General features: G+C 41.7%; 9 protein-coding genes. 6 read left to right on the top strand and 3 right to left on the bottom strand.

Annotated features, from left to right (window positions below; genetic code table 11):
• Window positions 1-399: 399 nt before the first annotated feature.
• Entirely contained in the window at window positions 400-648 is a 249-nt protein-coding gene (locus JKP82_RS19505; RefSeq protein ID WP_013786123.1) for a DUF2960 family protein, read from the bottom strand.
• Window positions 649-999: 351 nt separating this feature from the next.
• Here JKP82_RS19505 and JKP82_RS19500 point away from each other — a divergent pair, with 351 nt between their 5' ends.
• Complete coding sequence (locus JKP82_RS19500; protein WP_159527916.1) at window positions 1,000-2,043, top strand: AraC family transcriptional regulator; 1,044 nt, start codon at window positions 1,000-1,002, stop codon at window positions 2,041-2,043.
• A gap of 47 nt (window positions 2,044-2,090) precedes the next feature.
• On the opposite strand, the gene JKP82_RS19495 is transcribed toward JKP82_RS19500, so the two are convergent.
• Complete coding sequence (locus JKP82_RS19495; protein ID WP_246604515.1) at window positions 2,091-4,658, bottom strand: TonB-dependent receptor; 2,568 nt, start codon at window positions 4,656-4,658, stop codon at window positions 2,091-2,093.
• A 690-nt stretch (window positions 4,659-5,348) separates the two neighbouring features.
• Here JKP82_RS19495 and JKP82_RS19490 point away from each other — a divergent pair.
• The 3 genes from JKP82_RS19490 (at window position 5,349) to JKP82_RS19480 (ending at window position 9,370) form a co-directional block, all read left to right on the top strand.
• Window positions 5,349-6,059 carry a lysoplasmalogenase family protein gene (locus tag JKP82_RS19490; RefSeq protein WP_159527918.1) on the top strand — a complete coding sequence of 237 codons (711 nt, stop codon included), beginning with the start codon at window positions 5,349-5,351 and terminating at the stop codon, window positions 6,057-6,059.
• Between the two features lie 88 nt (window positions 6,060-6,147).
• Entirely contained in the window at window positions 6,148-7,407 is a 1,260-nt protein-coding gene (locus JKP82_RS19485) for an MFS transporter (protein ID WP_218398358.1), read from the top strand.
• 76 nt (window positions 7,408-7,483) lie between these two features.
• Window positions 7,484-9,370 (top strand): beta-L-arabinofuranosidase domain-containing protein, encoded by a 1,887-nt coding sequence (locus JKP82_RS19480; protein ID WP_218398356.1) that lies wholly within the window; start codon window positions 7,484-7,486, stop codon window positions 9,368-9,370.
• A gap of 41 nt (window positions 9,371-9,411) precedes the next feature.
• Here JKP82_RS19480 and JKP82_RS19475 read toward each other — a convergent pair whose 3' ends face one another.
• Window positions 9,412-11,058, bottom strand: a complete 1,647-nt coding sequence (locus tag JKP82_RS19475) for an L-lactate permease (protein WP_218398354.1) — start codon at window positions 11,056-11,058, stop codon at window positions 9,412-9,414.
• A 346-nt stretch (window positions 11,059-11,404) separates the two neighbouring features.
• Here JKP82_RS19475 and JKP82_RS19470 point away from each other — a divergent pair, with 346 nt between their 5' ends.
• Entirely contained in the window at window positions 11,405-11,623 is a 219-nt protein-coding gene (locus tag JKP82_RS19470) for a hypothetical protein (protein ID WP_201510819.1), read from the top strand.
• Window positions 11,624-11,724: 101 nt separating this feature from the next.
• Window positions 11,725-14,310 carry a hybrid sensor histidine kinase/response regulator gene (locus JKP82_RS19465; protein ID WP_218398352.1) on the top strand — a complete coding sequence of 862 codons (2,586 nt, stop codon included), beginning with the start codon at window positions 11,725-11,727 and terminating at the stop codon, window positions 14,308-14,310.
• Window positions 14,311-14,466: the final 156 nt, after the last annotated feature.

The following is a 14,466-nucleotide window of genomic DNA, read 5'->3' as shown; positions in this document are numbered from 1 at the left end:
GCTTTATATAATCAGCCAGTTCTTTTGAGTTATTAAGCTTCATTATGTTTCTCCACTATTAACCCCCTTCAAGGTATAACTGTTGCGATATCCCTTATAAGGTATATTAAGTTAAATATACCCTTAATGGTATATATGTCAAATTATACCCTGCAGGGTATTTGGGGTTTCCTTAAACACATGCTTGAGTGGGAGATAATTGAATATTAACTTTCACGGGACTATTTGAATAAAATGCCCGTTTAAAGCTTTAACGCATAATGGCATCTATAAAAAAAGGGTCGTGTATGACCAGTAATGCGAAAGCCGTAAACCTTAATTTCTTTTCGGTTTAGTTCTGCGCGTACTAATGCCCATAAGTCGTTTCAGTATTGTTGTGCGTTGTAAAGTGTAGCGCCATCATTCTTGGCCATTTTTTAAGAAGTACAAATCAGAAAATCCCATTTTTATAAATTCGGCATCTCTAAAATTTCTTACAGTTTTTTTGTCTTTACTGATTGAGGCAAGTTGCTGCTCAGTTTGCAAAAACTGGGTAAGGTCTATTCCTTCAGCATCGGCCACGGCTTCATGCATATTTTGATATCGGCTGTAAGAAAAATTTATTTCTTTTGCCACACCATTAAATTTATAACGTACTTTATGGGCCATATTCTACTCAGGTTGGTCTATCGAATTCGAAAACGGTTTAACCGCTATTATAACCGTAATTAGCGGTGCATATTGAAAAAGCTTAGTAATAAAGCTATCGAGGTCAGGTGAACATTGTTTGGCGACGTCGGCCGAATAAAACTGGGCGAGCATGAAGAAAAGCCCGAGTTCTCGCCAGTATCATGGGCCGTTATCTTCCTATTTACCTTATTGACTGAACGAGATACATTTTTATACAGCTAGCGTAAAGTAACCTTGCTTATTGACAACAAATATAGCTAAATGGTGAAAGTGTCAAATAGCTGTTTTAAAACAATAATTATTAATCACATAGAGCCTTTAAACTAGAAAATGAATAATAAACTGACGTTGTTTACCATCAATTTTCCCTATTACTTTATTCGGGCCGTTATTAATTTTTTAGCATCTAAAGGCATCGAAAGAACAAAACTGTTGGAGTTAATTGATACGGATGCCGATGAAATCAATCAGTCGTCTAGGCACTATGCAAGTCACGAATATGAAAAGCTACTTTCATATGGAGCTCGGGAACTTGGTATAAAGAATATTGGGTTTAAGTTCGGGAAAACGTTCGATATTAGTATTTGGGGTCTGTTTGGTCATATCGTAACGGCAAGCCCCAACTTGTGGAAGGTTTTAGAATATCAGAAGCGATACCAGTGTTTGTTAGGTAACTCAGGAAGGGCATATCATGAAAAAGATGGCGATAGGATAATTCTGCGTTGGCTCTCGGGTATGGAAGCAAGCTCAAATAATATTGAGCACGTAATATCTGCATGGATAACCTTTGCGTTTACCCACTATCAATCTGATGATAAACCGATATCGGTGCATTTTAACCATTCACCATTGGCTGATGTTGGTGAATATGAAGCCTTCTTTGGTTGCCCTGTCTTCTTCAATGCGAATTTCAACGGCGTAATTATTAACGAATCTTCGCTGAACATTCCGATAAAGTCGTACAATGAAGAAGTGATGAACGTTTTATGCTGCCACGCTGAGAATCAGCTCGCTTCACTACGTTCCAATGTATCTTTAGAAATTATTACTCAGTTTATCGTTGAAACCCTACCTGAGCGAGTACCTGAGCTAACCGATATAGCCAACCATTTGTCGATTAGCCCGAGACAAGTTCAGCGAAAATTTCAAAAGGAAGGCACCAATTTAACCAATCTGTTGGAAGACATTCGTATTAGTCTAGCAACATCGTACTTGAGCCAAACCGATCACAAGTTGTTGTATATTTCGCTAATGCTAGGATATTCGGAACAAAGTGCATTTCAACGTGCATTTAAACGATGGACGGGGCTTACTCCACAGTCTTTCCGTCAAACACCTATGGCAATAATAAAAAATGGAAGCCCCACACAGTGACGAACAAGGCCTCCAATAAAACTTTTTAGGTTTGGGATCCGTATGGGTTAGAACATATATTTAATATCAATGCCTAGCTCTCGCCCTCTTGTAATCTCGCCAGTAGGCGTATTAAAAACGCTCGCCGTTAATCCACCTACCCCCATTACGTACCGTTTGTTCAGTAAATTTTTACCCCATAAACCAATTTCCAGCGTGTCGCTTTCGTTATACCAAGATAAACGCGCATTTAAGTCTTTCGTGTCATAAAAGTATGCGTCGATAGCTTTTTTATACTCCTCGAGACCCGGTTGTTCGCTATTGATATTTTCAACAAACTGGTAGTCCACATGTAAGTTTGTGTTACCTACGCCAAAATCAGGCATCCAGTCAAATGTTAGGGTGTAATTTACCGCTGAATCTGTGGATGTGGTGGCTGCGTCGATAAATGTCCCTTCACCGTTGTAGAATGCTGGTGAATCTGTATCCATACTGCGTATTTCGCTAACTAACCCTAGAGTAATACTGGGGTTTAGGTGCCAGCGTAAATCCAGTTCCACGCCGGTAATCTGTCTATTATCATTTAATACTGTGGGAATAGCCTGTGTATATCCCGGAGGTTTAGTATCAACGGTAGTTTGGAAGTTATCTAACTCCATATAGTAGGCACTGACATTGGCGATAACTTGCTGCCATAAAATGCCTTTATAGCCAAACTCTATGTTTGAGGTTTCTTCTGGTTCAAACGCTTCAGGATTGGGCGTTAACGAGTCAAAACCACCGGATTTATATCCTGTAGAGTAGGACGCAAAGAACATATCGTTTTCGGTCAATTCATAACTGGTAACTAGGCGACCAGTCGTTTGAGACCATTCATCAGAGGCCGTTAGATCAGCCATTGGGAAAATAAGGTTGCTTACACCTGGGCGAACTTGGTTAAAACTGGTTTCGGGTATATACCAGGTAAAGTCCTTTTTATCAGTAGAGTAACGCGCACCTACAATTACATGCCACTTATCAGTAATTGAGTAATCTATGTCACCATAGATACCCCAGTTGGTGAAGTCACCTGTGTTGTACACCCGCTCTTCCCAAAAAATACCGGAAGCACTTGGGCCAAATATTTCTGCAATCCCCATTTGTTGCGAAACAATATCGTAGGTTAAATCACCCGTGGCATTAACAATATCACCGGTGAGGGGAACGTCGGGCATACCAATGGCTGTCATAATGTCACCCGCTACACCCATAGCATTCAGCGCGCCTGCCCATTCATCAGCATTCCATATATGATCCATGGGGAAGCCACTAGCGGTGTAGAAGGAGTCAACAGCGGCATCAAAAGTGACACCTGGACCAAATGCACCAGCAGCATGGGCATCAGTGTTGCCGCCAATCATGCCAGCAATTTGCTGGGCTACACCATCGCGAATGACGTTGTTTAATTCGCCGGTAATCATACGGCTGACAGAATTGGTCGTCGCATTTAGCTTGGTTGTTTGCCCTACATTTTCTTTAGAATATGAGAAGCCCGCTACTGCATTAATTTTGCTATTTATAAAATTAATCTGCATTTCGGTATAGAAAATATCAGAATCTTCAACATTTACCGTATCAAAATAGCGGGTAATATCGGCAGTGCCATCTTCTTCTTGTGCGTTGTTAGTTAACCACTCTCGGTAACTTGCAACATATTTCATGGAAAGCTGATTGTTAAATTCATGATTGAATTTAACAATAGTTGCAGTCATGTCGCGAGATTCACCGCCTGCTCTTACATCATTTTCGGTTTTGTTGCCAAACGGTGTGAGGCCACCGTTATAGGCGTATTCATTGAACCCAAAATTTATTTCGGCGCCTTGGTCTAATTTATCCCACTCATAGGCAATAAGGAAATTGGTGGTCGCGGAGATATCCCACAATACTGCCACTCGGGCAGCATCGTGGCCTTTTTCGCCAATGCCCCAATTTTTGTTATTTTCATTCCAACTAGCTTGATAGATGTTCTCCATAAAGCCATCTTGCCGGTTAGACAAGAAATTAGCGCGTACATAAACATTGTCGGTAATGGGGACGTTAATCATACCTTCATAGCGCTGTAATTTGTCGGTGCCAAACAACGCGCGTACAAAGCCTTCGAATTCGTCGTGGGGGGCGTTGGGTACCATATTCACTACCCCCATAGCCGCATTTCGGCCAAATAAAGTACCTTGTGGGCCTTTTAATACTTCAACCCTAGCCATATCAGAAAACAATACATTTTGGGCTGCTCTAGGCATGTAAGTATCATCATAAAAAGTAGCGGATGACGGGTCACCCCCAGCACTAATGCTTGGGCTACTAATACCACGCATACTAACCCCAGCTTGGGTAAAACCTTCATCACTAAAATCAAATCCAGGAATGAATTTATCAATATCAGCTAATAATGTAGAACCCGTTTCTTTGATTAAACCCGCTGACACAGTGCCAACCGTAACTGGCACCTTGAGAATATTTTGAACCCGCTTTTGGGCAGTAACATTGATCACTTCTATTTCTTTCTCAGTGGTTTCCGTGTCTTGGGCGCCTGCTGATAGTGAAGCTAGTACAAATGCTGAAACAATCGCATGAGCTACTTTTTTCTTCCTAAACATATTATTTCCCCTATAGTTCTTAATACTTTTCTCTAGCATTAAATATTTATTTTTTTATTCTTTTTTAATGCGAATATATTTTTATAAATTTAAATAAATTTCTTTTTTATTAATTAAACCTAGTCACCCTATTCAAGGTTCTGCCTAAAAATGAATGCTTTTCATTTTGCTCTCATTACACTCGGTGTTGTTGTCTGCATTAGGCGTTAAAGAGGCGTTATTACAAACGCTTCGACTACCTCTTGGTCTACTAAAATAATTTAAAAATTTAATAAATTCATAGTCTTAAATTTTTTTGGGTCGTGTCTGGACGCTGATGGTTAAAATATAAAGTAATAACATCTCGTTTACATTGTCCCTAAAGCGACACTGTTTGACCGCAGAGACCAAAAAAACCGTGGATAATTTTACGTTTGGAAGGATTGCATCCATGTTGATTCTTTAAATTATTTTGTTAAACAGTGGTTTATGTTTTTCTTGGTGTTTTTTTTTCTGTCTTCTCAGCTTTTTATCGTATTTGCATTTCAAAATTTTGTTTTGTAATTTGATCGGCGATTTATAGATTAAATTGGTGAGAGATTAGTCTGGTGAATGGTTTTGTCAGGAAGTGATTTTTTCACTTTTTATATTTTTATGCTTTTAATTATTGCGCACTTTTGATGCTACGTATGTTTAGGCGGAGATGAAATTTTGAGTCAAATTCAAAAAATAATTCTAACAATATTTTTAGTCGATCTATGTGGGATATTATATTTACAGCATCCCCTAGAAATTAAGAACCCAATAATTGGCGTTGTACTTTTCACCGTAATAATGTCCTTGGTTCTTGCATCTTTGATGGTTAAAAAGAAATCAAAAGATCATCAAACGATTGGATACGCAATCCTCTTTATTGGTTTGGGAGATGTGTTTTTAGTCATTTCAGGCATATTTTTGCCTGACTATGATCATATTAGCAATCCACTGGGCATGCTTGCGTTTATGTGTGCCTACGCAACCCTTTCTTTGCTATTTGCCAAAAATTTCGCCCTACAGAAAAGCGATATGCTCAAGGCTATTCCTGTGTTGCTAGTTATACTGCCAGTTTTGTCCATTTTACTGCCTAATATTCAGGGGGTTATGTTTATATTGGCGATTGTGTTTTCTCTTGTTGTCAGTTTCATGGCTTGGAATGCCCTGTGTTGTTTGCACCGAGGCTATTACAACAACAAAGTGGCTACGCGGTTTGCCATTGCTGGTTTCCTTATGCTGCTGTCCGATATGGGGGTGGCATTTGTACTGTTTTATCCCGACCCCGCGATCAGCCAAAGTGCTTGGTTGCAAAATGAGATATGGATCACCTATGTGCCTGCTTGGGCGTTGATATTCGTTAACTTATTAGAAGAGAAGTTGGTTGCTTAGTTCTTAGCTAACTACCGTCAAACGTTAATTTAAGAATGTTCATCTGGCGTGAAACCATTAGTACATTAACTGTGTTTAGGAATACGCAATGGGATTAAAACTCAAAATTGGGCAAATGCAATTCTTGCAATTTGTGGCGTGGGGCTCTTGGCTTATTACTATTGGAGCCTATGCGTTTAACACGAAGGGATGGACTGCTTCAGAGTTCGGTGCTGTTTTTTCAACTATTGGAATAGCAGCGCTATTTATGCCTGCAACGATAGGGGCAATCGCCGACCGCTGGATTAACGCTGAAAGGTTATACAGTATGCTGCACATAGGTTGTGCGGTAACCATGCTATTTATTCCTATGGTCGATGATCCAGCCATACTCTTTTGGGTTATGTTGCTAAATATGTGCTTTTATATGCCCACGATATCATTGATATTCTCAATTTCGTATCGAACCATGGATGATGCGAGCATGGATATAATCAGAGAGTATCCACCGCTTCGAGTTTGGGGGACTGCGGGGTTTGCGGCTGGCATGTGGATAACCAGTTTATCTGGATTAGAAACCTCGGCATGGCAATTTTATATATCAGCGGGGGCTTCGCTAATTGTCGCAGGTATCGCTCTTACCATGCCAAAGTGTACGCCGCTAAATCAAAAATCGCGTACCACACTGGGTAATTTGTTGGGCTTTGATGCCTTTACGCTGTTCAAAGAGTACCGAATGGCAGTTTTTCTTATTTTCTCTATGTTATTGGGCGTGTGCATGCAGCTGAGCAATGCCTATGCTGGTGCCTATATTCACCATTTCAAAGATATTGCTGAATACGCAAGTTCACCCTTATTAAAGTTTCCGGCCATTGTGGTATCGCTTGGGCAATTTTCAGAAATGCTCTTTATTTTGATTGTACCCTTTGCCCTCAAAAAGTGGGGCATTCGCACAGTGATGATAATCAGCATGGTCGCTTGGGTGTTTCGCTGGTTGATGCTTGCCTATGGAAACCCAGTAGATGGCCTATTTCTGCTAATTGGCTCAATGATTGTGTGGGGGATGGCATTCGACTTCTTCAATTTGTCAGGTTCTTTGTTTATTGAAAAAGAAACAGATCCCTCTATGCGCTCCAGTGCACAGGGCTTATTTCAAGTCGTAGTAATAGGTTTGGGGACTATCATTGGTAGTTTCGCAAGTGGCTACATTATCGACGCCTTTTTCACCGAAAACGGGGTAAAAGATTGGCAAGGCATCATGAACTGCTTTGCACTTTATAGTGCAATCGTTGCTGGGCTATTCGTCATTATGTTTCGGCGTGACAAAAAGTCAGACGCCGCTACTTTCGCCAACAGATCTGCAACGTAAACAGAAGCTCGCAACGGTTTAACTATTTCAGAGTAAGGGGTGGAAGCCTTTCGCTTGAATACTATACGGAAGTAAAATGACATCAATAAAAGCATTAACCTTCAAACCCCTAGCGCTTACTGCCATTAAGCCTACCGGTTGGGTTCGCCGACAATTGGAGATTCAAGCTGAAGGATTGACTGGGCATTTAGACGAATTTTGGCCGGACGTGCGGGACAGCGCGTGGTTTGGAGGGGAAGCAGAAGGGTGGGAGAGAGCGCCATATTGGTTAGATGGAATAATGCCACTGGCTTATCTACTAGAAGACGATAAGTTAATTGCCAAAGTTCAAGGGTATTTGGACTACATCCTCTGTCATCAACATGAGGATGGTTGGCTTGGGCCCACGGATCCGAACGTTACAAACCCAGAATCCAAACAACAATACGATATATGGGCGCAATTTTTAGCCCTAAAGGTGTTAGTGCAATATTATGAAATAACCAGCGACGAGAGAGTAGAAGGTGCTGTTTACCGCTGCTTGCGAAAAGTAGATTGCTCAATTAACTGGACGCCTTTATTCGATTGGGGGCAAGCCCGTTGGTTTGAGGCTTTCATTAGTATTTTATGGCTTTATCAGCGTAAACCAGAAGCCTGGTTGCTCGCCTTAACCACCAAGTTAGAAGCACAAGGTTTTGGCTGGAAATCGTTTTTTTCACGCTGGCCAATGACCTCTGCAACGACAAAAGGTGGTTGGAATTTTATGAGCCACATCGTCAACAACGCGATGGCAGTCAAGGCATATGGGTTGCTGAGCAGAGTAACCAAGTCGCCGGACGAAAAATTAGCCGTAGATAATATGATTGCGCTACTCGATGAACACCATGGAACGGCTGTAGGGACTTTTACCGGCGATGAATGCTTGGCGGGAAAAGAGCCTACCCGTGGAACTGAGTTATGTGCAATCGTAGAATATATGTATTCACTGGAGCATTTGGTTCAAATATTTGGTGATGTTAAGTATTCAGATAGGTTGGAAAAAATTGCCTATAATGCACTCCCGGCGGCCTTTACTCGCGATATGTGGGCTCACCAATACGATCAGCAAACTAATCAAATAGCGTGTACTATTGATGAAAACATGCCTTGGTCTACCAACGATCCTGATGCCAATATCTACGGATTAGCCCCTCATTTTGGTTGCTGTACTTCAAACTATCATCAAGGCTGGCCAAAACTACTTGCTAGCCAATGGATGACAAGCACCGATGGTGGTGTAGTGGCAACCATTTATGCGCCGTCCAAGTTAACAACCCAAATCCAAGGCGTGGAAACCACGCTTGAGCTTATTACCGATTACCCCTTTAATAATCATTTAACCTTTATTATAGGGTCTGAAAAAGCCAACTCATTTCCACTTTATATTCGTATTCCGCAATGGTGCCCTCGAGTGACTATTTCACTTGATGGCGACAGCATAGAGTCTACCGAAAGTGGAAGTTACTTTAGGCTTAAAAGAACTTGGCATAGACAGGTCGCAATAACCGTTGTACTAGAAATGCCAGTGTCTCGACAAAAGCGGCTTTATAATGCTATCAGCTTGGAGCGCGGTCCTTTAGTTTTTTCGTTACCTATAGACTATGAACAAAAACAAGTGAACCAAGATAAACCACTTCGGGAGTACCCCCATTGTGACTACGAGTTTAGGGCGAAATCTGCTTGGAATTTTGCATTGAAGTACGACGGAGAAATATCGTTATTTGAGAGCGCGGTTGATACTGAAATCCCTTTCAGCAATGAGCACTTTCCGGTCACACTAACGATAGATGCGAAACAGTTACCTCAATGGCAAATGTTGGGTTGTATTGCGGCGCCACTACCTCATAGTCCGGTAGCCTCGAAAAGCGAACCACAAAATCTAGTTTTAGTGCCCTTTGGTTGTACTCATCTTAGAATAACTGAGTTTCCTTACTATTTCGCATAACAGTGAGGAAAAGCTCGCTCGCGAAAAGGGTTCACTAAAGTCTATGTCGCGAAAAGGTTGACCAACAAAACGCCTAAACAACCAGCGATAAACGAAAATACGACCATGACCACCACTGTACTTTTTAAAATGTCGCCGTCGCGGTTTTGCAAACCAAGAATAGCGGTTACTGCCACTATGTTATTGATGCACACCATGTTGCCCATGGCGGCGCCTACACTTTGTAGTGCCAGTATGGTGGTTAAGGGTAATGACAGTTGCTCTGCAATGGTGGTTTGAATACCAGCGAAGGTTAAATTAGAGATAGTGGCCGACCCTGAAAAGAATGAACCTAATGCACCTAATAGCGGCGCGAAGAAGGTCCAGTTTTCGCCGGTAATTTGTGCCAAGTGATGACCGATTTTTGCTACTGCCGCGCTGTTTTGACCAGAACTGTCGCCTAGCATCATCATGTTCACAAAGATAAGTGCACCTAGCATGGCGAAAAAAGGCGTGCGCATGCGGGCAAGAGTTTGTTGGCCTGCTGTTTTTAACGTATTTGGTTCTGCTTGTTGGCGAAATAGCCACAAGGTTACGCTGCCGGTTACCGCAAAAGGAATAATAGATGGAATATACAAAACGCTATGTTTCCAGGTTACCGCGGTATTTAAGATGTCGGTTAAGCTGGCCACTAAGCTTGTGCTTATGTGGAAAGTGCCTAAAAAACCTAGGCTAATGTGTAAGGCGGGTTCGGTGGCTTGTAAAAGCGCTTTTAACCCTAGTTCCGGCAGGCGAGTTAAGACTAAAAGCAACACGGTGCCCCATAGCGGGAACGCGGCTTTTATTAGTGTTTTTAGTGGTACTGTTTTCGCTGGGGCTTGTTCGGTGGATACTGTTCGATTAGCTGTTGGTCGATTTACTGCCTCAATTCCTATTTTATATTTCGCTAGCAGCAGGGTAATGATTAAGCCAATTAGCCCGCCCAGCAACGAAGGGAATTCCACACCAAAATAGCTTAGCCCCAAATAGGGCAGGGTGCATGCGCAGGTGGAAAGTAGAATAAAAAGCAGGTTCTTTTTAATGTCGGCGGCATCGCTTACTACTAATCGCAATGCCAATATCACAATAACAGGTGCGGCTATGGTGTTAATAAGGGCTGCTTGCTGTGCTATTTCCCGCACGCTTTCTTGGGGAAGCTGCAACAGCGATAACCCAAACCATACAGGTGTGCCCATGGCTCCAAAAGTAACGGGAATGGTATTTAGCACTAAACAGAACAGTGCCACTCGTAAGGCGGGAAAACCAAGGCTGTAAAGTATGGGGGCGGCAATAGCGGCCGGTGTTCCAAAACCACTGGCGCCTTCAATTAGAAACATAAACGCCCAGCCTACAATCATTAGCTGGGCTACGGGGTTTTCGCTTACGCCGTCTAGCGATTTACGTAAAATAGCTAAAGCGCCGGTAATTTCCATGCATTTAAAAAGGAATATCGCGCCGGCGATAATAGAAAGCGGGGTAAGTGCCAGTAATGCGCCACTTATTACATTGGCATTCACTAATCTTGCGTCTTGTTTGAATACCAGCAGCACCACAATATAAGCTACCAAAGCGCTTAAAGGTAGGGCTTTGCTAGATGGCATAGGGTTCTTTTTTACCATTAAGGTAATTAGCAAAATAAGAGGTAGGTAAGAGAACGCTAAATTCATCATAGTGACAAGGTTTCGCTTAATGTAAGCATCTCTATACTCTGCTAGTTGCTTGTTAACGAGTCAAATTATTAGTGTATATGAGTTACAGCGCAACTTTACCTCAAGCAGGCTCTATGTTGCTGGAGTGGCGCACAGGTTAAACGGGCGGGGACTTTGATTAGCCCAAGCGCTACAACATAGATGCACGCCGCAACCCCATGTCATGTGGATTTAGTATCTTTAAGCCGTTGTTTGTAAAAGGGCAGGAATTTAGTTATAACCTTGAAGATATTGAAAAGTACTACAATAATTATGTTGAGCCGCTGGAGTACTGGAACACAGTGCTACCAGATAAAATTTAAAAGATGTGGTCACTGAGTTTAACAAGCAAGTACAAAGGATACTTGATTTTTGCGGGCTACTTTTTGAAGCGCGTTGCTTAGATATCTACAACACCAAACGCTCAGTAAGAACCGCAAGAGCTGAGCAAGTTCGTCAGCCTATTTATCAAAGCGGAATGCAGCAATGGAAGTATTTTGAGTCTGATTTAGGGCCGTTAAGTGCTTTAGTCTCAACGTTAAAATAGCCCTGAATAGCCAACGCTAGCTTATTCGCGGTAAGGTACGACTTAGGTGTTATACTTTCGTATAATTATGTAGCCGTTGCAGTAACCCGAAAGGATGCATTGTGGTCAATAAAGTTTCTAAATCAGCACTCTTCATTTCTATATTCTGCGTATTATTTATTGGCATCTTGGCAGTATTAGCCAATATTTTGTGGATTGAAACTAAGCGTTTTAGTAACGACGCTATCGACCAACAATTCGATGTACTGCATCAAAATTTTCAGAGTCAAATCAACCACGTTATATTGGATGCGCGTTCCATTGCTATTCAAGAAAGCAAAAGTACCTTAATTACCGATGCGCTAGTTGAACAGAATGCTAAGGGCTACCTTACTGCACATTGGTCAGCGCTTTTCGATGCGTACCCAAGTTTACAGCAAATTCGCTATATTGCGCTTGATGGTAATGAACAACTACGTGCTGAAAAACCATCCGGAAGCCTTATCTGGCGAGACACCCAAGACCTGCAAAACAAAGCCGATCGGTATTATTTTATTGAAGCTGTTGAGTCATCAAAAGACTATTACATATCGCCCTTAGATTTAAATAAAGAGCGGGGGGTAATAGAACTCCCTTATCGGCCTACTATTAGAAGTGTTGCTAAATATCGCGTTGATGGCGAGGTTTTAGGTTTAATCGTACTGAACTTTGATTTACGTGATGTATTCTCTCGCTTAAAAGAGCTGCAAACCGAGAGTGCGCATTGGTTAATTAATCCAGATGGATTCTTTTTAGCTTCTCCGAATAACGCCGCGTGGGGTTGGCTGCTCGACAGGCCCAAGAACCAAGTAAGTATGCAATTTCCTGGCTTTGAAAAACGCTTTAATGGCGGCGAAGATGACATGCCAGATAGGAGTTTTACCAGTCGATTTAAACACGGCATTATTCCTATTGGTAAAAGGAATACTGACAACACAGATATTGAAGATGCTTACTACTGGTTAGTTATGGAAAGGCCAACTGAGGCAATAGCGTATTTGGAGCGAACCAAGCATTTTATTGCTTTGGGCTTTGCGGTGGCGGCTTTGTTTTTATTAGGCCTGGCGTACCTATTAATACGACTGCTTAATCAATTGAACTTGGAAAAAGAGCTTGCCATAAAGGCAAAAAATAAGGCCACTAATGCCGAAAAATCTAAAGCCATTTTTCTCGCCAGAATGTCACATGAAATTAGAACGCCTATGAACGGTGTGTACGGCCTACTGCAAATTACGTTGGGTGAGCGTAACTACAAAAAAATCAACGATAATATAGAGCAAGCTATCACTAGCTTTTCTTTATTAAGCCGAATTATTGATGACGTGCTCGATTTTTCCAAAATTGAAGCCGGTAAGCTCGATATGGTTGAAGCCCCATTCCGGTTGGATAGTTTACTTAATCAAGTGGGTAAGATGATGGGGCGTGCCGCTTACGGTAAACATATCGAGCTGTGGATTGATGTTGATCCTAAATGTCCTAAACATGTTGTGGGCGATGCCGTTAGGCTCAATCAAATTATCAGCAACTTAATTAGTAACGCCATTAAGTTTACCTCTCGTGGGGAAGTGAATTTAAGCGTTGAGCTACTAAACGAAAACGAAGATACCATTCAGCTAGGGTTTGAGGTTCAAGATACGGGTATTGGCATGACTGAAAAGCAAGCCAACCAAGTATTTGGGGCGTTTACTCAGGCTAGCCGCGACACCAACTCTAAGTTCGGTGGTACAGGCCTAGGGCTAAGCATTGCCAAGCAGTTAGTGGAAATGATGCACGGTAAGATTGGTGTAGTAAGCCAGCAGGGTAAAGGCAGTAAATTCCATTTTAATGTGTTGCTTAAAAAAGCATCGGTAGCGCAAGAAGACAGCTTAAGTGAGCAAGATGTTATGTCTTATCAGGCCATAGTGCTTACGCAAAATGTAAATGTAGAAACCGGCATTCAGCGCCAATGTTCTGTACTTGGGTGGCCGTCCTATGTGGCAAAAAGTGTTGAAGACTTAACTACTCATAAAGCGTCGAATAGCCTACCTAGGGTCATTATCATTGATGAAGCAATCTTAACTGTTATCAGTAAAGAAGCACTGGCAAGTTGGCAACAAGAACAAAAAGAAATTACCCATTTGGTTGTGGTCTCGCACAACAGAGAGAGTCTTGATAAAAATAGCTTGGTGCTATACGACGGCCTTTTATATAAGCCATTCACACCATCTACATTGTACGATACGGTTATTTCGTGCAACCAATCTATCGATGAATTAGCTGAAAAGCCCGAGGTTGAAGATAACGAAAAACTCTTGGCTAAAACCTTAATCTTGGTAGTGGAAGACAACCCAATTAATCAACAAGTTGCTGGCGCTATGCTCAAAAGCGCGGGTGCCGTTGTTAAATTTGCCGAGAATGGGCAAGAGTGTTTAGATCTTCTTCTGAGTGGGTTCAAACCTCACTTAATATTAATGGATATGCAAATGCCTATTATGGGTGGTGTAGAAGCAGCTGAGCACATTCGCGCAAATTCTACCTGGGATAATATCCCTATTTTAGCCATGACAGCTAACGCCATGGAAGCCGACAGAAAGCGTTGTATCGATGCAGGTATGCAAGGTCATATTGTTAAACCTGTGGTGAAACAGGATCTTATTACCCAAGTAAAATCGAGACTTCCCGATAGTTAGTATTTTTTCTTTTCAGTGATGGCTGAAGGCGCTAAATTCTTTGGCCAACCAACTTGCCCTATTTATATTCTGAAGAAAGCAAAAATCTGATCAATTTTTATTAACAGGTAATTATTAGTATTATTGTAAATGCTAATAATTATCATTTGTGATCCT

It is taken from the genome of Alteromonas lipotrueae (assembly GCF_019249215.1).
GTDB classification, from domain to species: Bacteria; Pseudomonadota; Gammaproteobacteria; order Enterobacterales; family Alteromonadaceae; genus Alteromonas; species Alteromonas lipotrueae.
The sequence above is the reverse complement of the archived record's forward strand: the minus strand, read 5'-3'. Positions and strand labels throughout refer to the sequence as shown.